Source organism: Wandonia sp., assembly GCF_984588085.1.
The window spans coordinates 1-20,907 of sequence record NZ_CFIGVI010000016.1; the positions used below are offsets into that span (position 1 = coordinate 1).

The window sequence follows — 20,907 nt, forward strand, 5'->3', positions numbered from 1 at the left end:
TGATGATTTTGTTCCTAATTTGGATAAACTGTATGTGGGTGAAAAGAGAATTTATTTTGAATTGGTTCCTAGGTCATCTTTAGATTATCCTGCTGTTCCGTGCAAGATGCCAATCCCTGCATTTATTAGAATTGATTAGATATTTAAAATACATTCAGACGCAAAGTGATTAATTGTTTTGCGTCTGAACGTATAACGAAAGTATTAATTCTTTCCATCTGTCATTGCCTCATCCCATTCAATGTTTATTGATTTTCCTGCAACTTTAACAGGTTTTCCTTCAACGAAAACACCCGAGAAGGTAATGTTCATTTCGCGTAATTGCATGTCGTTTTTACTTCCTCCTGGCATTCGGTTCCAGTAAGCAGAAAACGAATCGCTTTCACCTTTTTTGAGAATGATCGGATCTCCTTTGGAGTTAGCAGTAGCGTATGAGTTACCGTCAGGCATTATGACAGCTATGTTGACCGGGAAAACAAAACCCAGATTGTCCCCCTGATAATTGGCAGTGAATTTTATATCAGTTTTCCCTGTAGCTTTTTTATGACCAACATGTGAAACAGAATACGGACCAACAGTAAAATTATTTTTCGCCACAGGCAGGCGGAAATTCTTAACTTCTAAAGGATCCTGCATTTTTATCTGATAAAATCCTTCACAAGCATACGTGAAACTCTCTACGGTATTCAGGTTTTCACCGAAGGCACGGTATACCTTTGTTTTAGATCCGTTCGGTTCAATAATGAAACTTTTATCTTTGGCACTGACGTTTTGATCTGGGATAGTAAAACTGCTCTCTTCCGAGTTGTAGATCAGGTAATCTCCGGTTTTATTGGTTATGCTCATTCTAAACTTTGTCTCTTTCGGAAGAGAAACAATGTTGTCAATCTCAACCTTCACTACCTCATTTTCAAAATGAACAGGCTTGTAATAAATTTTGTCGTATTTGGGAGCTTTTTGAGCATTCAGTATAGTAGTAAGACTAAGTGTAAACATAAGATAAAATAACTTCTTCATATATTCAATGTTTGTTTAAGAGTGATAATTCAAATTATATGCCGGAAATTAGATGTGTTGTAGTCATTCGTAAAAATGAATTTTGGTTAAAAATACCAATTATTACAGATGTTTTAATTCACTTCTTGGTAAAAAGTATTTCTCTACCTTTGTACTATGATTTTCGAAATAGAAGATAAACTGGTTGCTTCCGAGCTTTTTGAGCGGAAGTTTGTATGCGATCTGAACGCATGTAAAGGAGCTTGTTGTGTTGAAGGGGATGCAGGAGCTCCCGTTACGGATGAAGAAGTGAAGATCATCGAGAAACATCTTGAGGAGATCAAACCGTATATGAGACCGGAAGGTATTGTGGCTGTTGAAGAGAATGGTGTAAGTTATCCGGATGATTTTAATGAACCGGTTACAACGTTGGTAAATGGAAAAGAGTGTGCTTTTGTGTATTTTGATGAAAAGGGAATCACAAAGTGTGCAATCGAAGCAGCACACAATGATGGAAAGCTGGATTTCAAAAAACCGATTTCATGTCACCTGTATCCGATTCGGGTGAAGAAGACAAAATCTTTCCAGATCCTGAATTACGAATATTGGTCGATTTGCGCGCCTGCCTGTACATTTGGCGAGCAACTGAATGTAAAAGTCTATAAGTTCCTTAAGGAGCCGTTAATTCGCGCATACGGAGAAGAGTTTTACAAACAGATGGAAGAAGCAAATGCCGTTTGGGAAAATGAAAACACCAGGCATTAAAAAAGCAGCCTGAAACCAGACTGCTTTTTGTATATCTTTTTATTCTATTTTAAGAGAAAAGAACACTCTGCCCGTAAGCAGACTCAATAGGATTTACCATTAACACTGGAATTTGTGCGTCATTAGTGATCATATATTGTTCATAGTTTGCTCCCAGAATTCCAAGGAAACTGTTTTTCTGTAAGTTCATGATCGCAATAAGATCAGCATCATTCTTAACAGCATACTTAACGACTTCTTTATCGAATCCTGAACTAGGGGCTAATGTAATGGTTAATTCGATATCTCGTTCCGAGAAGAATTTTTTCGCAAACTGAATATTCCCGAGAACTTTGTTGCGGAGAAACTCATCCGTTTCGTCAGGAATGACAACATGCACCCGTGAATTGAAATAAGTGGCCATGTTTGCCACCAAAACAAGTTTTTGTTTCGTTTCTTTATTGAAATCAAGAGGAACTACGATGTCATCGTAACCGGTGTCTTTCACTTCTTTTTCCTGAACAATAACAAACGGAACCGAAGAATGCGTAACTACTTTAAGGGCATGACTTCCTGTAACGTGTTGCCATCCGTGTGCTCCATGTGTTCCCATAAAAATAAGTTGGGCATGGTGCTCGGCGGCAAAATCTCCGATATCTTCAAATATATTTCCTACACGAACAGCAGGTATGATAGCAACGCCTTCTCCTTTGTGTTCTTCGGCAATTTGTCCTAATTTTTCTTCAGCTTCTCGTATTGCTTTTTCTTTGCTCACAACGTGTAACAGGTAAACATCTGCATCAACGATCTTTGCGGTTTTTAGTGCGTGACTCAGAGCGCAGTTGGCAACGCTGGTAAAATCATGAGGCACTATAAAGCTTTTCCTTTGCATAACAGGGTATTATTGGTTTTTATAAGTCAGGTCAAAAATACATATAAATAGCTTGACCTAACCCGTTTTAGCGATACTAATATGCTTAAAATTTTTTAAATTCTTAAGAAAATCGAAAATAAAAATTTCTTAACGATGTAATAACGTTACGTTCTGGCTATGTGGCGTTCTTTGTAAATTTAAACCTATGGCGTTAATTGGCTCAATATTAAAGGGAACGGCGAAATTGGGAAACCAGTTTGAGGAAAAGAAGCGGTTTGATTATTCCCTGCAAACCAAAGTACTCCAGAAGCTTTTAGACAAAGCAAAAGGAACTGATTTTGGACGGACATATAGCTTTAAGGAAATATTACAATCGACATCGCCTTTGCATGAATTTTCTTCGGCAATTCCGATAACAACGTACGAAGAATTTTACGAAAAATGGTTAACCCGGACTTTGCAGGGAGAGAAAGATGTGATCTGGCCGGGAAGAATGAAATATTTTGCCTTATCGTCCGGGACTTCAGGGTCTCCATCAAAGCGAATTCCCGTTTCTGAAACATTTATAAAAAATTTCCAGCGTGTAAGTCTGACGCAAATGCTGACGCTGCATGATTATGGAATGGAAACAGATTTTTACGAAAAATCATTGCTGATAATAGGAGGGAGTAGTCAGCTAAAAGATATGGAGTTGTATAAGGAAGGTGATCTGAGTGGCATATTGGCAGGGAAGATTCCTTTCTGGTTTTCCAAATTCTCGAAACCGGGAAAAACGATTAGTCGCTTACCCAATTGGGAAATGAAGCTGGATGCAATTGTAAAAGAAGCTCCTAAGTGGAATATCGGTATTATCTCGGGGGTTCCGGCCTGGGTGGAGATGGTGCTGAAGTCCATTATTAAAACCTACAATTTGAATTCGATTCATGACATCTGGCCTTCTCTCAAAGTGTATGCACATGGAGGGGTTGCAATTGATCCGTATAAGCCGGAACTGATGAAGCTATTCGGTCAGGAAGTCTATTTTCAGGAAACGTATCTTGCCAGTGAAGGGTATTTTGCTTACCAGAAAGGAGAGAACCGAAAAGGAATGCGTTTGTTGTTGAATTCCGGTGTCTATTTTGAGTTCATTCCGTTTGACAGTGCCAATTTTGACGAAACCGGAAAGTTGCGTCCGGGAGCTGTGGCTTTGCCGTTACATGAAGTAAAAGAAGGGATGGATTACGCGCTCGTTGTATCAACTTGTTCGGGGTTATGGCGTTATCTGATTGGTGATACCATACGATTCACCAGTCTGTTGGATTATGAAATCCGAATTACGGGTAGAATTACACATTTTCTTAGTATATGTGGCGAGCACCTTTCGGTGGATAACATGAATAAAGGGATTCAGCAGACAGCAGAAAAACTGGGGATTCATATCCCCGAATACACGGCACACGCAGTAAAAAACGGTAAAATTCGTCATCACTGGTACCTTGGAACTGATAAAATCGTTTCCGATCAGGAAGTAGCAGTGTTGCTGGATCAGGAACTTCAGAAGATCAATGATGATTATGCGGCGGTACGGAAACAGACATTGGACAAGCCTACGGTTACACTATTGCCGAAAGAATATTTCATCGATTTTCTTGCCCGCAAAGGGAAGTTGGGGGGGCAAAACAAATTCCCCAGAGTAATGAAGCCGGAACAATTGGAAGAATGGAAATCCTTTTTAGGGTAAAACTGGGAGTTGTTTTTGGAAAGGTATTAAGCTATATGCCAATTCTCACTACCTTTACCCCGTGGACAATTCGTTTGGAAAGGCATATAAGCTGTGTTCAAAACGCACCTTACAGGAAGTGTATGAAAAGGGAACGGAGGTAAAAGAAATCCCTTTCATCCTTAAGTATATAGATAAAAGTGACCAAAATGCAGCTGCTTTTCAGGTAGTGATTGTCGTACCCAAACGCAAATTCAGAAAAGCCACAACAAGAAACCAGATAAGACGTTATATTCGGGAAGCTCTGAGACTGAATAAGCAGGAATTGGAAAAGGTGCTGGATGAGAAAAACAGACAATTGGCACTATTTCTGTTGTACGTAGGTAACAGGGAGCCTAATTTTCACGATATTGAACGAAAAATAAAGAAACTGTATAAACGGATAGTACATGAAATCAATTTGGAATAACATACGGGTATCGATCTTGATCTGTTCTTTAGCGGTTGTAATGAATCCGCTAATTTCAAGGGCACAGAGTGATGGTTTTGAAGTGGTTAAAAATCTGGAGCTGATCGATCTGATCTACCGGAATCTGGATATGTACTACGTAGACAAACCGGTTCCCGGAAAATTAATGAAAGCAGGAATTGATGCTATGTTGCGGGAATTAGATCCGTATACGGTTTTTATAGCGGAGTCAAATATTGAAGACTATCGACTGATGACAACGGGACAATATGGAGGAATAGGAGCTCTGATTCGTTCTTCGGGAGATCACGTTGTTATTACAGAGCCGTACGAAAATAACCCGGCATTTAAAGCGGGGGTGAAAGCGGGGGATGTTATTCTGGCGATTGATGGGGTATCGATGAAAGACAAACCTTCGGATGAAGTAAGTGCGGCGCTTAAAGGCCCAAAAGGATCCTCTATTTCGGTGGAGGTAGAGCGTCCCGGAGTTGGAAAAAAGACCATTAAAATTACACGTGATGAGATAAAGATTCCGGATGTTCCTTACCATGGGATCGTGAAAGACGGTATAGGATATATCAAGTTGACTTCTTTTACACAGTCTGCGTATGCTGAAGTTAAAAAAGCCTATGATGAATTGAAAGGTCAGGGGATGGATAAACTGATTTTTGACCTTAGAGGAAATGGCGGTGGATTATTGATCGAATCCGTGAAAATAGTCAATATGTTTGTTCCGAAGGGACAGGAAGTGGTGAGTACGAAAGGAAGAATACAGGAAGAAAACCGGGTGTATACCGCACTGGACAAGCCAACGGATCTTGAAATCCCTGTAGCGGTATTAGTAGACGGAGGATCTGCTTCAGCAAGTGAGATTGTTTCCGGATCTCTTCAGGATCTGGACAGGGCTGTTATTGTAGGGTCAACGACTTTCGGGAAAGGACTGGTGCAACGAACAATGGATTTGAAGTATGGATCGAAAGTAAAACTGACGATTGCAAAGTACTATACGCCTTCAGGGAGATGTATTCAAAAACTGGATTACGCCAGCCGCAAGGAGGGAGAACGTGCAAAAGAAATAGATGAAACTTTATTAGCGACCTTTACAACAAAGAATGGTCGTGAAGTAATGGATGGCCGTGGTATTGAGCCGGATATTAAAGTGGAAGAAGGGGAATACAGCAGATTGACAGCCATGTTGGTCATAGAAAATGTAGTCTTTGATTTTGCTACCCAATTTGTGATTGATAATCCGACAATTGCGAAACCGGATGAGTTTGAGTTAACGGATGAAACTTATAATGCTTTCAAGAAGTTTGCATTAGGAAAGGACTTTACTTACTCAACAGCAAGTGAAGAGATGCTCAACAGGTTTATGGAGGTAGCTGAACGAGAGGGATATCTAGACACAACGTCTGCCGAGTATAAATCGGTATATCAACTTGTGCACCCTTCTAAAGAAAGGGATTTGGATATGTTCAGAGAGGAAATTGAGGAATTACTGGAAAATGAAATCGTTTCCCGGTATTACTACCAGAACGGAAGGATTATTAATAGCTTTAAACGTGATAAGGCACTTGTGGAGGCAGTAAAGGTTTTAGGGGATACAGAAAAATACAAAGCCATTCTTGCGGGAGAATAACCCATGTTTGGATCAAAGGTTCATCGCTTTTTATACTTTCTTGCGTTAACAGGAATAACGGTTGGGTTGCCGCTTAATAAGATCGTTCTCAGTCTTTCGGGATTGTTACTTGCTGTAAACTGGATTCTTGAAGGACACTACAAAAAGAAGATACTTCTTTTTACAAAGAATAAAGTAGCGGTTCTACTTTTCCTGATTTTTTTCCTGCATATTTTCGGACTCATCTGGACAACAGATTTCGAATACGCCCTCCGAGATATACGAATTAAGCTTCCCTTATTATTATTTCCGGTAGTTATTCCCGGAATAGACGGCTTGAATAAAAAACGGATAGATTATTTACTGTTCATTTTCATTAGTGTTGTTACTCTTTTGGCCTTTATTAACTGGGGTGTTTTCCGGGGAGCAGAGACAGGCAGTCATACGGAACTTAGAGACTTGTCTCTGTTCGTATCGCATATCCGTTTTGGATTAATGGTTGTGTTTGCCTGTTTTGTTGCTTTGCTATTGGCCTTTTCTGATTTTACAAAGGAAAGGTGGAAGAAAGGTTTGCTCCTGCTCGTCGGAGTCTGGTTACTGTATTATACCTGGTACTCACAGGTTTTGTCCGGGTTTCTAGCAATTGGTCTTCTGCTGATAGCACTGTTATTCTGGTTTTTGTCAAAAAACTATTCGGGAACTAAAAGAATAGTTGGAATGATCATTTACCCGCTAATTTTGCTAAGTGTTACAACATTGGCGGTGTTTGCTGTTCTGCCGAAGAAAATAACGAGACCGGTTCCGGCAGATCTGGAGTATACAACACCTCTTGGAAACACGTATACACATATACTGGAAAGTGATTTGACAGAAAACGGAAACCTTGTTTTTTATTATATCTGTAAAAAAGAACTACGTCAATACTGGTCCGAATACTCTTCCGTTCCTATCGATAGTTTAGATGCTAAAGGGAATAAAATATACGGAACACTCATCAGGTATATGGCATCCAAAGGATTACGCAAGGATGCTACGGATCTACAAAAATTGTCCAGAGAGGACATCCGTTATATTGAGCAGGGAGTAGCTTCTGTCGTATATACATACGGAGGTTTGCGTTCCCGTGTGGCAATACTATCACTGGAATTACAAAAGTATTGGGATGGGGGAGACCCGAATGGTTCAACGGTATTGGAAAGGCTAGAGTCCTGGGAAACAGGCTGGGAAATCATTGTCGATTATCCGCTTTTAGGAGTAGGAACAGGAGACGTTCAAAACACATTTCAGAAATATTATAGCGCCAGGGAAACACGTCTTCTTCCTGAAAACAGGCATAGGACACACCAACAGTTTTTGACCATGTGGGTCGCTTTTGGAATTCCGGGGATAGTTTTATTTCTGCTCTTGCATATCGTATTTCTGGTACAGGTATGGAAAGCGGACCTGATCAATTCCTTTATTTTTGGTATAGTGGTCGTATCCTCTTATCTGACAGAAGATACACTGGAAACACAAACAGGTGTTACCTTTGTTGCCTTCTTTCTGATATTGCTTAGTGCAGGAGTTTTAAAAAAAGAAAACAATGGAGATAGTATTTGCTACGGGAAACAGAAATAAGGCACAGGAAATTCAATCCCTGGTGCCTGAAGGAATGAAGGTAATGTCACTCGCCGATCTTGAGTTTTACGATGATATTCCTGAAACGGCAGAAACACTGGAAGGGAATGCGCGTATTAAAGCAGAAGAGATTTATTCAAAATTCGGTAAAGCCTGTTTTGCTGACGACACTGGACTGGAAGTAGAAGCGTTACAAGGGGCACCGGGAGTAAAATCAGCGCGTTATGCAGGCGAAGAAAAGTCAGATGAGAAAAACATTGATAAGTTGTTGCAGGAACTGTCAGGAGAGCCGAATAGAAAAGCCCGCTTCAGGACAGTGATTCATCTGATCTGGCAAGGGAAACCCGTGCAATTTGAGGGAATTGTCGAGGGAGTAATTCGCGAAAGCAGGTCCGGAACAAATGGATTTGGATATGATCCAGTATTTGAACCTGAGAACTGTGGAAAAACATTTGCTGAAATGAGTCTTGAAGAGAAGAATACCATGAGTCATAGGGGAAGAGCAGTGCAAAAATTAATAGATTTTCTTCGTAATCAGTGATAATTGGTTAATTTCAGCCTTTCATCCTAATTACCAGACTTGTGATCCGGGACTTTTTAAAAGAGGGGACAATATATACACTGGCCGGTTTTATGGCAAAAGGAATCAGTTTAGCGCTGATTCCCGTATTTACAACCTATTTTTCTCCCAATGATTATGGAATTCTTGATCTGTTGTACGTGTTCAGCATGTTCTTCGCTGCCGTATTTTCTTTTCAGATCGGGCAAGGATTAACGCGTTACTTGGGAGAATCACATCAGGATACTATTCGGAAAAGAAATCTTTCGTCTACCGCTTTAGTGTTTATTATCACTACCCTGTTACTAGGAGGTGTAGTTGCCATTGTATTCAGAAAACCGATACTTGATGTGTTGGGAATTACCCATCCGAGTCATACTAAAACCTATATACTGGCGGTTGTTTCAATCATTCTGAACGGGATGTTTCTGTTTTTCAGTGGACACCTGCAGGCACTGCGGAGAAAGGTTGAGTTTTCAATAGCCTCTTTTTTACATGCTCTTTTGGGGATTTTAGCGACCTACTTTTTTGTCATTGTATTGGATAAAGGAATTAACGGAGTGTTTTACGCAACTATTGCTATCGTTCCGGTTGTATTACTCTATCAGTTTTTCCAACTTAAGGGGGATTACCAATTCTTTTTTAGTAAGAAGTTGATGAAAAAGTTACTGAAATATAGTCTGCCGCTTGTTCCTGCTGCTGTGGCCTATGTTTTTCTGACATTAACAGATCGGATTTGTATCAACTACTTTTTGACAAAAACCGATCTTGGGGTATACAGTGTCGGGTACAAATTTTCATTTGCCATTTCGCTGATTGTTTCAGGGTTTTCTACGGCAATGGCACCCCTATTGTATCAGCGTTACAAAGAGAAAGAAACGAAAACAGACATGTCTGTTTTGTTTAACTGGTATGTTTTCGGTGGGCTTTTTGCTGTTACGACATTGTCTGTATTTGCAGAAGAAACCATTATCCTGTTTACACAAAAACCATTTTATCAGGCATCAGACGTTATGCCGATGCTGTATCTTTCTGTCTGGTTTTCGGGATTATCAATGTTTGCCCCCGGAATGAATTTGCAGAACAGAACGAAATGGATAGCGGGGGTTTCAGTTGTTGCTGCCGTATTAAATATTGGACTCAACATCTGGCTGATTCCGGTCTTTGGGATCAAAGGGGCTGCTCTGGCTACTCTGGGAGCAAGTATCGTAAATTATGTAGCAGTCTTCGTTCTCTCCCGCCGGTTTTATAGGTTTGAAGTAAAACCTTTTACGGTAATGGCTGCCGTAGGCGTGGCGTGTGTGCACGTACTATTTACGACGTCTTCACGTTTAGCCTTGGATTTCGGGACACATACTTTTTTCTTTAAAATTGTTTTGATGACTTTTGTTTTCGTAATCCTCATTATCGTATTCAGGTTGCGTAGAACATGGTTCCTGAAATCGGGAGCTCTATAGATCGCATTTATTGAATTTAATTAACTTCACTTTGTGAAAAGCGAACTGTTCGGAATAGTAGATTTAAGTGTTGGATTAGTCTGGCTGTTACTGATCTTGTTTTTTGCTTTTCGAAAAAGAGCAAGGATTGCTGATCGCGAAGACAGCAGGTACTTCATTCCGGGAGTGCTTTTTAAACTCTTCTTTGGGATTGTTTTTGCCGCAGTCTATGTACTGTACTATCAGGGAGGAGACACTGTAGCATATTGGGAGGGTGCAGTTAATCTAAACAGGCTGTTCTGGGACAACCCATCAGCCTACTTTGAGGAAATATTTACAACACCCGTGCACGGAATGCAGTTTCAGCGATTTAACCTACATACGGGATACCCGCCCAGCTGGATATATCGCGAGCCTGAAAGCTGGTTTGTTTCCAAGTTGATCTCAATACTGGCTTTTTTTACATTCAACAGCTACATTGCAATAACACTTATTCTGAGTTATTTATCTGCACTTGCCAGTTGGCGTCTTTTTGAAATTGTACGGTCGTATTCGATCCTTTCGCCATTTTACACAGCAGTTGCAACGTTGTTTATTCCAACGGTTGCCATTTGGTGTAGTGGGATTTCCAAGGACACCTTTATGTACATTTCCCTGCTGTTTTTAGTATACCGTTTCTTCGGTATCTTTTCAGGGAAACAAAAACTATCATGGTATGGTGCATCCGTAATCGTCTTCTACTTATTTATTCTTTATCATGTAAGACCCTTCATGTTGATAGCTATACTACCACCTCTTTTTCTGGCTTTTAGTTCAGCAATTGTGAGGAGAATGAGTGATAATAAAATGCTGATACTGGTTTTTCGAACGGTGGTAGGAATTGTTACATTAGGTGTTATAGCAGTTTACTTTCAATCGCAGGGTAGTCTGGGTTCACTGGGGCCGGAAACTTATCTGGAAGAGGCAGCATTAATTCAACAGGACTTTGCACAAAACCATTTGTATACGGGAAAAAGATATGATTTGGGTGTTACGGATTATTCAATGTGGGGGATGATCAAAACATTCCCGGCAGCTCTGATTGCTGCTTTTTATCGCCCGTTTCTTTGGGAATCAAATACTATCTTTTTAATGGTGAGCGGTATTGAAAGTATGCTTTTTATTTGGTTTACTTTAAAATTTGTCTTTTCAGGTGGTGGGGTATTCCGAAAAATTCGTCTGATCAGAAAGAACGAATTACTTACATTTTCACTACTGTTTATTCTGATTTTTGGATTTTCGGTTGGGTTTACGGCGGTACTTTTCGGAGTATTAGTAAGATTTAAAGCACCAATACTTCCTTTTTTAGTTATTGTATTAGCAGCGGGAAGAATAAAAAAGGATAAAGCAAAAGCGATTATTAAAAGGTGAAATGTACTGAATTTATAATCATTGAATGGTTGTGCTTTTGCTTTATCCTTTTATCGTTATTTTTTATTGTACAACCAGTTTTACCGGAACAAATAATTGATTCTTTTCACCTGGGATTTTAACAATATATGTGCCTTTCGCTAATTTGGAATCATTGAAGTGAATCGTAGTGACTCCCTGCGCAACGGGACTTTTCTTTGTCAGAAGAAGTTTACCGTTTAGGTCATAAATACCGATGGTTGCAGATTGAATCTCTGTAGAACTGACAATTTTCAGTGTAAATGACCCGTTACTTGGATTGGGGTAGACGACTACTTCGTCTGTTTGAAGTTGACAATTTACAGCAACTGGACCATACAATTCTTCTGTTCCGTCTGTGTCCATTTGTCGAAGTCTATAGTATATCGATTCAGAATTAATTCGATTGTCCGTAACACTATAATTCTGCTGCATTTGTGTCGTTCCGGCAGCCGCAACTTCCTGAAGAAGGCTCCAGCTAATACCATCACTACTTTTTTCGACACGGTATAAAGCGGAGTTTTTCTCGGTTTCCGTTACCCAGTTAATATCAATAATATTTTCCTTACAGTCAGCTGTAAAATGGGTAAGTGTTACGGGAAGGGCACTGTTAATTGTACTGCCGTGTAACCAGAATTCTGAGAAACTCCCAATCGCATATTCCGTATATAATCCATTGGCATCGAAGCCGCTGATAATGCTGCTTGCTGTTCCTGATCCGGAAGGGCCGTATAATGTAGTAGAACCGGACGTACAGTTGTCAAAAGGAGTGCTGTTGACAAGAGCTGTATTTACGGAGTTAGTATATTTACTGAGAGAAAGGTCATAGTAACCTACCGTATTGTCGTTGCCGTTCGCATTGGCATTAGCTACAGGAGAGAGAGCATTGTATTCGTTGGCATGGAAATACAACCGTACACTAACTGGTGAGGTTGGTTGATACTGTGGTGTGATGACCCAACGTCTTCCGAGTGTTGCCGTAGTAAACTGAGGTTGTGGGTCAGCGCAGGCATCCACATTGAAAGGAGCTGTCTGAACATAGGAGGTTACTGAAACACTTCCCAGATTCTGTCCATTAGCATTAATTGCACACAATAAACGTCCTGATGAGGTATTATAAAAATGGACCCATCCGTTTTCCTGAACAACACATGTTGCAGATTCACCATCAATAGAGAGATTTCCGGAAATGACCGGAAGAGAAATGCTTCCTGATGTACAGGCTGTTGCAGGGCAGGAGCTTCCGGCAGAAGCACGGACATAATAGGTCTGAGTGGCTCCTGGATTCACAATAATGGAAGATCCCGTTCCAACAGGTGCTCCTCCACAGGATCCGGTAAACCATTCCCATTGAGCGCCTGTACTGAGACTTCCCCCGTTTACAGATAACGTCGCTGTATTTCCAACACAAACACTTCCTGTTCCCGAAATTCCTGATGGTGCTACAGAAGCCGGCTGAATAGAAGCCGTAAGGTTACTGGAGCTTAGACACCCACCGTTATTGATTGTCCAGGTAGCGGTATAGGTTCCCGGTGTGTTTGAGCTAAGTGTTGAGTTGGGGCTGCTTGTGTTTGAAAACGTTACAGACGGATGGGATGCTGTCCAGGCACCCGAACCGATAACCGGATTATTTCCGTTTAAAACAGGAGAATTGGTTCCAGCACATGCAGTAACATTTCCCCCATTGGAAGATGTTGTTGGAGTAACAATTCTGTATGAGAGTACTCCGGGAGTAGTTAAGGCCTGTCTGGAAAATCTGGAAACCTCCAGATAATATCTTCCCGATGTTGTAGGGGTAAAGTCAACGGAGGAAAGAGCGCCGCAATTGTCGTCGTTTTGAGCAGTTATTGTATATCCGTCCGGTGCGTATAGACGAAGGTATGAATCATGAGCAGTTCCGCTGGAACAGGTGTTGAAATTATAGGTGACTCCGGCCGTAAGGTAAACGGACCAGGAACGTATGGTTCCGGCAGCATAATTTACAACCTGTTGGGTGCAGGAAGGAGTGATTTGATTCGCTGAACCGGAATAGCGCCAGGTATACGAATACGTTAATCGGTGATTATGATTCCCGAACTGCCAGTTTTTGTAAGAACCGTTGGATGGATAACTGTCGACCCGATAATCAATAGAAGCAACATTTCCATTGTAGCGGCAGTCATCCCCGCTATTATAAGAACATCTGCCTCCCCCATCATCTTCAAATGCATCTACCTGCGCTGTAAGAATGTTTGATGTATTGGTTCGTGTGCCTAAGGTAGTAACTGAACCATAGGTACAGTTACCATTAGTAGAACAAGTGAAGCATCCGGTGCCTGAAGTTGCTCCGTTTACATTGTCGAAGAAGCGTGCATGGGCAAGTGTATATTCTTCGTTACCCCATTCCCAACAGTTGTTTGATCCTCCGTCTTCGTATGAAGTAATCGAGTTGAACCGAACGGTAAAGGTTGCATTTGCCATCTGAGCATGCGTGATGGAGGACATACAGAGTGCGATTACTAGTATAAATAGTGTTTTCATTATTTGGAAGGATTAAAGTGGTATCTGAAACAAGCATTTACACCTTCGTCCTGAGAAGGCATATCCATAAGCCAGCCTCCGTTTTCTGTAATGGTAATTTTCGATGGTGGAAAATCACAGCTTTCACAGAGAATGTAGAGATAGCCGTTTTTAATAACGATAGAATTTTGTCTTATTTTACCTGTTTCTCTGTGTTTGAAAACAAGCGTTTCTTTTTCAGGATGAAGAAAAGCCTGCCATATTTTATGTTCATCGGCAGCTTCCTCTTCCAGGTCAGGATTGTTTAGCTTTTCTCCTGTAAGCGAAACAATAGAAACAGCGTACGTAGACATGTAGCCGTCCAGGGATATTTCAGGATGATCAGCTTTCTGTTTTGATTCGATTGGTAGAGGTTCTTTCTCTAATAAGTGAGCTTTTTTACGTTCCGACATTTCTGCTTGCTGACGGAGTTCTTCCGATGCATACGTTTGCGAAAAAGAAGTGGTTTTGATGAACAGCGGAATACATAATAATAGGCTGTAAATCAGTTTTGAATGGATAGATGTTGACATGACAGAGCTTTTGATTGACAAAGTTACGATCCGACTTTCTCTCCTCTAAAAGCATTAATAAAACTTAATCTTTCTTTTCGTCTTATCTTCTTAAGTAAAAGATGTAAATGTCATTTTCTGCGATGAATATTTCAGGCTTTCAATAAGAAGATAACAATCCGTTAATTTATTAATATTTAGGTTATTAGTGAAGAGGTTTTGTGCAGAGATGTTAGGGTAGTAAGATTATAAACCCCTGAACAACCAGCGGAACGATTATTAAAATTATTTTTGCGTAAATAATTGATAATATTAAAGTAACAAACAAGGTTAATTTATGAAACATTTAATCAGCTTACTCTTATGTGCTTTTGTAGCGGCACTTGCTACTAGTCAAACTTTTCCTGTAACAAATACTTTACCGATTGATCTTGATAATGGGACAAGTTATTCCGGATGTGGTACCCCAGGAACCAAAGCATTACATTTTTCAGTAACAGGAGTTGGTGTTTTGAATACATCAGATCTTCAACTGGCAGAAATACGTCTTAGATTAAGTGCAACATGTGGAGGAAACCTAAGTGCTGTTTCTTGTTATATCAAGTCTCCTGCCGGAACTTGTGTACAGATTGCTCCACAGATGGGAACAACATCCAATTATACGGTTTCTCCAACCAATCGTATAGATTACCAGTTTCGGAACCAGTCATCCTGTTTAAATAAAGCACCGGATTATTCAAGTTTTCCAAGTTCTACAGCTACAGCTTCAAATGGGAGCGGTAGATTTGGGGTGTTTTCTACAAGTGGAGATATCGAAACAGCTTTTGCCGGTCAGAATGCAGATGGTATTTGGACGATTTATTTTGCAGAAAATACGACCTCGGCTCCATGTGTTACATTAGCGGAGTTAGTATTTGGTGATCCTTCGTACGAGGAAGCAAGTGGATTGGGGGATCAATGTGTAAATGCTATAAATTGGACAGGAGGACCTTTTTGTTCTACAAGTTCAGGAATGTCGGGAAGTTCGAATACTCCGGGAATGAGTTCCTCGGGTTCATTTTCTTCTTCTTTTGGTTGTTCCTGGAATAATTCGAATGATAATACGGTTTGGGTCGCATTTCAACCGACAGAAACAGAAGTCTGTGTAAATTTAAGTGGTCTGACTGACAGTCAACAATCTATTGTTGTTCAGGATCCGAATACCGACGGTGATGGAAACGCTTGTACCGGAGCAAACGGAGGAATGTATTGGAATGTAGTTTCCTGTCCCAGGGATAATATTTATTCAGCAGTTACCGGAACAAACAGAAACCAGACACATTGTTTTACGGCTACTCCGGGTCAAACGTATTATCTGGTAATTGACGGTAACGGGGGATCAACTTCACCGTTTTACGTTACAGGTTTGGCAGGTCTTCCTGATATTCTTCCGGTTGCTTTACATGCGTTCATAGGTGAATGTGTGGGAGAAGGAGTTCTACTTTCCTGGTCGGCTCTTACAGAACTAAATAATGATTATTACAGTATTGAGTATAGTGAAGATGGACTGAATTGGGAAGCCAAAGTAACAATCAAGGGAGCAGGAACAACCAATCATACGCAGGAGTATAGCTGGTTAGAAAGGAAAACTTCCGATTTTGGGTATTATCGTTTGTCCCAGACGGATTATGATGGAACACACGTACTTCTTAAGACCATACTAGTGACCTGTAATAATAGCGATGGGATTGAAATTGTTCCGAATCCGAATAACGGAACATTCAGAGTGGTTGGTTTAACAGAAGGAGATCTTGTGGAAATCATTGATCCATTGGGAAGAGTTTTGGAAAGAAAATCTGCAACGACGAATTTCTCGCAGCATGAAATTCAAAAACAAACGGGTGGTATATATATTGCACGTATCACGACTGGAAAGCTGACGTTGACGAAAAAGTTTGTTATAAGATAGATATAACCGGGATTCAAAAAAGGGAGGTGATCATTCACCTCCCTTTTTTTCTATTCGATAATCAGTCTTTCGGAAAAGACCTCATGTTTTGTACGTATCTGAACAATATATATACCTGCGGCAAGTCCTGAAACGTCAAAGTGCGTGCTTTGCATTCCTTTTTTAACTTCTACGACTTTTTCCAGCATCCTTTCACCTCTGGAAGAGTTGATTAGAATCGTATATTCATCCTGTACCGAAGCTGTGTAAACGATGTTTACTGATTCTTTTGCCGGATTGGGGATAAGTTGAATGGAACCATCCGTATTATTACGTACTACTGATTCGGTAGATGAGTAATCCTTGGTTCCCTGGAAATCCACGATTTCAAGTCTATAATAGCTGATGTGTGAGTACGGGTTGGGGTCGGAAAAATGATAATACTGTGTTGTGTTCGAATTTCCGGCACCTTTAACCATTCCGATATTCTCAAAGTGTATACCATCGGTTGACCGTTGAATAACAAAGTAGTCGTTATCCTGTTCTGTTGCTGTTTCCCATTCGAGAAGGACTTCACGTTCCAGGTTTACAGCATCGAACTTTGTAAGTGTTACAGCTAATGGACAGGTAATATCAAAAGTCGCTGTTCGGGTTGTACCGCAAGCGTCGGTAACATCTGCAGTATAGGTAGCTCCGGAACTTGCATTACTAACTGTAATGGTTGGAGTTGTAGCTCCTGTATTCCAGGAGTAGGAATAGCCGGGAACTCCATACTGTACAGTTGGATCTAATGTTGAATTACCAAGACAGTTGGATGATACGACAGTGGTATATCCATTCCCCGTGGATGTATTTCCTAGTGTTTCAAGAGACCTTCCCTGAACAATTACCTGCCATTGATTAAGAGTAATGCACCAACTGGAAGACCAGTTACATTGATCTGCTCCACCAAAACTAGGACATCCGGAGTTTCGATCGAGGTTAAAGGAAAAAGAAAGGGTTTGGTTGGAGCAGGAAGGTGTATAACATTGTGCTAAACTTTGTGTTCCCGACGAAGCAAAGGGAAGTGTCGGGGTCCAGGTTCCCGGATTTGAGCACCCCGGTGAACAGTTCCAGATTCCGGTGGCAGGGGATCTTCCTCCACAGTTACTGGTGATACTTACTTGCGCTTCACCTGTATAGCAAGGCCAGTAGTCATAGTAGTACCAATTATAGAAACACTCATCAGCGTAGATAGACCATGCTGCGGAAAAATCCCATGGAGTAGACCCTCCCGGAAAGTTTACATCTAGTGTTGAACTACATGATGCAGGAGATTCTAATGAACCCATTACCCCTGCAGCGGAGTTCACAGGACCCACAGCAGTAAATAGCGGGTCAATTAGTAATGGGTAGGTAAGTTCAGGATTGTGAAGAAAAGTTGCATCACAGATAAATTTAAGATGAGTCCCATCGTTGATATAGGGATGAATACTGGCAAGCTCTTTTGCCTGAGACGCATCAAACGACTTAACAGCACCAATTTTTAAGAAAGGAGTTTGATCAGAAGAGCGAACAAGTAGCTTTCCTCTTTGATTTTCCGCATCTTCAATTAATTCGAAGTCATCATTGAAACCTATTTCATCTGTAAACTCCAGTTCTGTGTAAACAGGTTGTTCTGTAAGAATAAACTCTGTTTTTATTTGTCCTTTACTGAATAGAACGCGCAAATCTATCTTTGGAAAGATATTCTTGATCAGAGCCCCTTCATTACCGACCTGGATTGCTTCCCAGTTTGCATCAAATGTTTCTTGTGTTCCGTCAGGAAGAGTGGCAACAAGCGAATAGTTGCTAAAAGAAAACTCCTGTCCGTCGATGTACATTACAGCATTTTTATTCAGTGTATTCAACTCTGCCGGATACGGTTGCCGCTCGGCTTTATATACTCCGTTTTGCGATGGACTCAGGTAAGGATGGATAGCAACAAGATGTCCGTCTTTTTCGAAATTAATGGGTGTTGCAGCTTTTTGCACATAGAAAAAAGTAGGGTCATCCAAATCGATATAATAACGTTCGTCAACGGTTCGTTTACTAAGATCTTCCACGACCCTTTTCCCGTATGGAGCATCAACAGGTAGTCTTCCGAAATCAGGGTGATTTGTGTATTCTGCCTGATTGTACTTCAAACCTTCTTCTCGCGAATATTTTTTTTCAGGCTGAAAATCAAATGATTGTTCGAAATTAGATACGAGCCCGTGCGCTTTTTTTTCATCCTGTCCGAATACGTTAAAACAGGTCCATGCAAAGACCAGTAAAAACACTGAAGTAATGTTTTTTCCCATAGCAATAATAAATTTTGGTAAACAGTAGCATAACCTTAAAAGGTCAAGTCAATTCATTAATTTTTACATAAATAATAGTACAGGGGCATAATAATTTTTAGCGTGGTATTAAGGCTAAATTAACACGTTAATTAATTATGAACAAATTTTTTAACAAATTTCTGTGTTATAAGTAGATAGGCGTTTGATCTTATATGAACCTGTATGTCCTGATAATGCTGGTCTGGCTGAAGATTATTACAGGAACAGGATACAATAAAAAAACCACCTTCTATAACTTAGAAGGTGGTTTAAAAGAGTGTATTTATAGACGAACTATTGTATTTTCTTTTGAATACTTCCGTCTGAATAATATTCAATTACCATTCCACGGTAAGTTTCGTTTACCTCCTGACCAAACAGGTTGACTCTCTTGGTAATTGTCTTTGCTTCTTCCTGATTATTCAGCGATACGATCCCGAGAAAATCTTCGCTACCGTCATAGTCGTACTGGAATAATCTGTAGTACTGAACCGTTGTTGTCTGAACGCGATGCGTACTTGTATACGTTTGTTTCGTAGAAGTAGTTCCTGCACCCGGAATGCGATCAATTTCTGTCCAGGTTGATCCGTCTACTGATGTTTCCAAGACAAAATAATCATTGTCTTTTTCAGAAGCTGTTTTCCAGGTAAGAACATTTTCATTCGGAAAGCTCTCACCCTGAAAGCTAATCAACTCAACAGGGAGTTCAATGGCTGTGCACCCCAATGCACAGGTTCCGCTCCAGTTCAATTGATACGGACGTCCACTGTTTGACCAGTTGTCTATCAACAGGATGTATACATCACCGCTATTTGCCTGGATTGGGTTCGACCATGGGTAAGTATTATTGGGAAACTCATAGTCTCTCGTAGCAGATGGATTCATACCTGTTAACGGTGCGTTTGCTGAAGTATTACAACGCAATGGTGCTTCTGTAGGACTACAGTTTGCAGCAGCCGTTGCCGCATTATAGGGTCCCCAGATTGCCCAGTCATAGTCGTCATTAGGGTCTTCGGGAGAGATGGTCATCTCCAACGTACCTCCTGATTGAATATAGACATAGAACCAGGTAGATTGATTTTCGTCTACCATGTCACATCCTGAATTAGCTCCCGAAATTTCCTGTACACCTGCACCATTCGAGTTGGCATTAATAGTAGAGTTATTACATACCAGTTGTGCCCCTTCACAATCACGTTGAGAAGTCGGACAGGATGTACAACGTATAGTGGTTCTTGTATTCCTGTTACTTTGCCCACAATTCGAATTCGAACTATAGTGGATATAGTGTGTACCACTTGCTACTGCTGTCCAGCTTAAAGGTGCAACTCCATAGGCAACAACCGGACCACCGGGAGATCCGGATCTAACGGTAATATATCCGGATCGACTCATATCCGAAAGATAGGTGCGACCACTGGTAACATCTGTTAAGGTATTGTACTCGTATCCGCGCCAAAGGCCACTGCTTATTTGAACTTCGATATTCTCTGTTGGTGCTGCGGAAGACCCGTATGCAGTTGCGTTCTGACATTGCCCGAAAGCTGTTCCCGAAGGCACAAAAAGGATCGCAGAAACCAGACTGATTACTAAAAGTAATCGGTTAAAAATATTCATGATGGTTGTTTTAAATGATTGATTATTCTTGTTCTTCTTCCGGACGAGCCAGTATCTGGAAACTCTTTAGTTCGTAATCGAAGAACGTTACAATTTGATTGATTTTCTCTTCACTGTACAATTCCGAAGACTCGAAGTAAAAACGATTGTTTTCAATACTTCGTTTTCCGTAAGTCAACTTTTGAGAGATAAACGAATAGGCCTGTTTAGGGCTTGATTCATTGAAAGATGATAACTCCAGTTCATATTTGTATTGCGCAACAGAAAAAAGCGGTAGCATACAAATAGCTATTACCAGTGAGTTTTTAAACAATTGATTCATGGTGGTTAAATTTTTGCGTTGCAAAGGTATGAAATCAATTTTTTTCTAACAAAGATTTTTAACAATTAATTTAATATATAGTTAATTTTAACATAAAATTGGGGCGGTTAATCGGGTGGAAGGCCTGTTTTATCTGGGGTGTTGTTCTTTGACCCGCGAAGGGAAAGTTTAATAAACCTGATATGGATTCTGGTTATAGTTTTTGTGAG

At 40.5% G+C, this 20,907-nt stretch carries 16 protein-coding genes; 9 read left to right on the plus strand and 7 right to left on the minus strand.

The window, feature by feature from the left end; all coding sequences use genetic code 11:
- Nucleotides 1-204: 204 nt before the first annotated feature.
- On the minus strand, nt 205-1,017 hold the full coding sequence (locus AC4PL9_RS08165; RefSeq protein WP_491604259.1) for a hypothetical protein: 813 nt from the start codon (nt 1,015-1,017) through the stop codon (nt 205-207).
- A 159-nt stretch (nt 1,018-1,176) separates the two neighbouring features.
- Between AC4PL9_RS08165 and AC4PL9_RS08170 the strand changes: the two genes are divergently transcribed.
- Complete coding sequence (locus AC4PL9_RS08170; RefSeq protein ID WP_491604310.1) at nt 1,177-1,761, plus strand: DUF3109 family protein; 585 nt, start codon at nt 1,177-1,179, stop codon at nt 1,759-1,761.
- Between the two features lie 49 nt (nt 1,762-1,810).
- Here AC4PL9_RS08170 and AC4PL9_RS08175 read toward each other — a convergent pair whose 3' ends face one another.
- Nucleotides 1,811-2,632 (minus strand): universal stress protein, encoded by an 822-nt coding sequence (locus AC4PL9_RS08175; RefSeq protein ID WP_491604260.1) that lies wholly within the window; start codon nt 2,630-2,632, stop codon nt 1,811-1,813.
- A 187-nt stretch (nt 2,633-2,819) separates the two neighbouring features.
- Here AC4PL9_RS08175 and AC4PL9_RS08180 point away from each other — a divergent pair, with 187 nt between their 5' ends.
- From AC4PL9_RS08180 to AC4PL9_RS08210, 7 genes are all read left to right on the plus strand, one after another.
- A complete protein-coding gene (locus AC4PL9_RS08180; protein ID WP_491604261.1) occupies nt 2,820-4,334 on the plus strand; it encodes a GH3 family acyl-acid amido synthetase in 1,515 nt (504 codons plus the stop codon).
- 61 nt (nt 4,335-4,395) lie between these two features.
- On the plus strand, nt 4,396-4,782 hold the full coding sequence (gene rnpA, locus AC4PL9_RS08185) for a ribonuclease P protein component (RefSeq protein WP_491604262.1): 387 nt from the start codon (nt 4,396-4,398) through the stop codon (nt 4,780-4,782).
- Nucleotides 4,763-6,421 carry a S41 family peptidase gene (locus AC4PL9_RS08190; protein WP_491604263.1) on the plus strand — a complete coding sequence of 553 codons (1,659 nt, stop codon included), beginning with the start codon at nt 4,763-4,765 and terminating at the stop codon, nt 6,419-6,421. The genes rnpA and AC4PL9_RS08190 overlap by 20 nt, the downstream gene beginning before the upstream one ends.
- Before the next feature lie 3 nt (nt 6,422-6,424).
- A complete protein-coding gene (locus AC4PL9_RS08195; RefSeq protein ID WP_491604264.1) occupies nt 6,425-8,017 on the plus strand; it encodes an O-antigen ligase family protein in 1,593 nt (530 codons plus the stop codon).
- Nucleotides 7,983-8,558: a non-canonical purine NTP diphosphatase gene (locus AC4PL9_RS08200; RefSeq protein ID WP_491604265.1), complete on the plus strand. Its 576-nt coding sequence runs from the start codon at nt 7,983-7,985 to the stop codon at nt 8,556-8,558. The genes AC4PL9_RS08195 and AC4PL9_RS08200 overlap by 35 nt, the downstream gene beginning before the upstream one ends.
- 41 nt (nt 8,559-8,599) lie before the next feature.
- The gene (locus AC4PL9_RS08205) at nt 8,600-10,033 is read left to right on the plus strand and encodes a lipopolysaccharide biosynthesis protein (protein WP_491604266.1); all 1,434 of its coding nucleotides are present in this window, start codon (nt 8,600-8,602) and stop codon (nt 10,031-10,033) included.
- Between the two features lie 33 nt (nt 10,034-10,066).
- Nucleotides 10,067-11,422 (plus strand): hypothetical protein, encoded by a 1,356-nt coding sequence (locus AC4PL9_RS08210; protein WP_491604267.1) that lies wholly within the window; start codon nt 10,067-10,069, stop codon nt 11,420-11,422.
- 63 nt (nt 11,423-11,485) lie between these two features.
- Here the strand turns inward: AC4PL9_RS08210 and AC4PL9_RS08215 are convergent, their stop codons facing one another.
- Entirely contained in the window at nt 11,486-13,960 is a 2,475-nt protein-coding gene (locus tag AC4PL9_RS08215) for a T9SS type A sorting domain-containing protein (protein ID WP_491604268.1), read from the minus strand.
- On the minus strand, nt 13,960-14,511 hold the full coding sequence (locus AC4PL9_RS08220) for a hypothetical protein (protein WP_491604269.1): 552 nt from the start codon (nt 14,509-14,511) through the stop codon (nt 13,960-13,962). The genes AC4PL9_RS08215 and AC4PL9_RS08220 overlap by 1 nt, the downstream gene beginning before the upstream one ends.
- Before the next feature lie 316 nt (nt 14,512-14,827).
- On the opposite strand from AC4PL9_RS08220, the gene AC4PL9_RS08225 reads away from it, so the two are divergent.
- Complete coding sequence (locus AC4PL9_RS08225) at nt 14,828-16,438, plus strand: T9SS type A sorting domain-containing protein (protein WP_491604270.1); 1,611 nt, start codon at nt 14,828-14,830, stop codon at nt 16,436-16,438.
- Nucleotides 16,439-16,488: 50 nt separating this feature from the next.
- Here the strand turns inward: AC4PL9_RS08225 and AC4PL9_RS08230 are convergent, their stop codons facing one another.
- The 3 genes from AC4PL9_RS08230 to AC4PL9_RS08240 form a co-directional block, all read right to left on the minus strand.
- Nucleotides 16,489-18,738: a T9SS type A sorting domain-containing protein gene (locus AC4PL9_RS08230; RefSeq protein WP_491604271.1), complete on the minus strand. Its 2,250-nt coding sequence runs from the start codon at nt 18,736-18,738 to the stop codon at nt 16,489-16,491.
- A 315-nt stretch (nt 18,739-19,053) separates the two neighbouring features.
- Nucleotides 19,054-20,376: a hypothetical protein gene (locus tag AC4PL9_RS08235; RefSeq protein ID WP_491604272.1), complete on the minus strand. Its 1,323-nt coding sequence runs from the start codon at nt 20,374-20,376 to the stop codon at nt 19,054-19,056.
- A 22-nt stretch (nt 20,377-20,398) separates the two neighbouring features.
- Entirely contained in the window at nt 20,399-20,698 is a 300-nt protein-coding gene (locus AC4PL9_RS08240; RefSeq protein WP_491604273.1) for a hypothetical protein, read from the minus strand.
- Between the last annotated feature and the right edge of the window lie 209 nt (nt 20,699-20,907).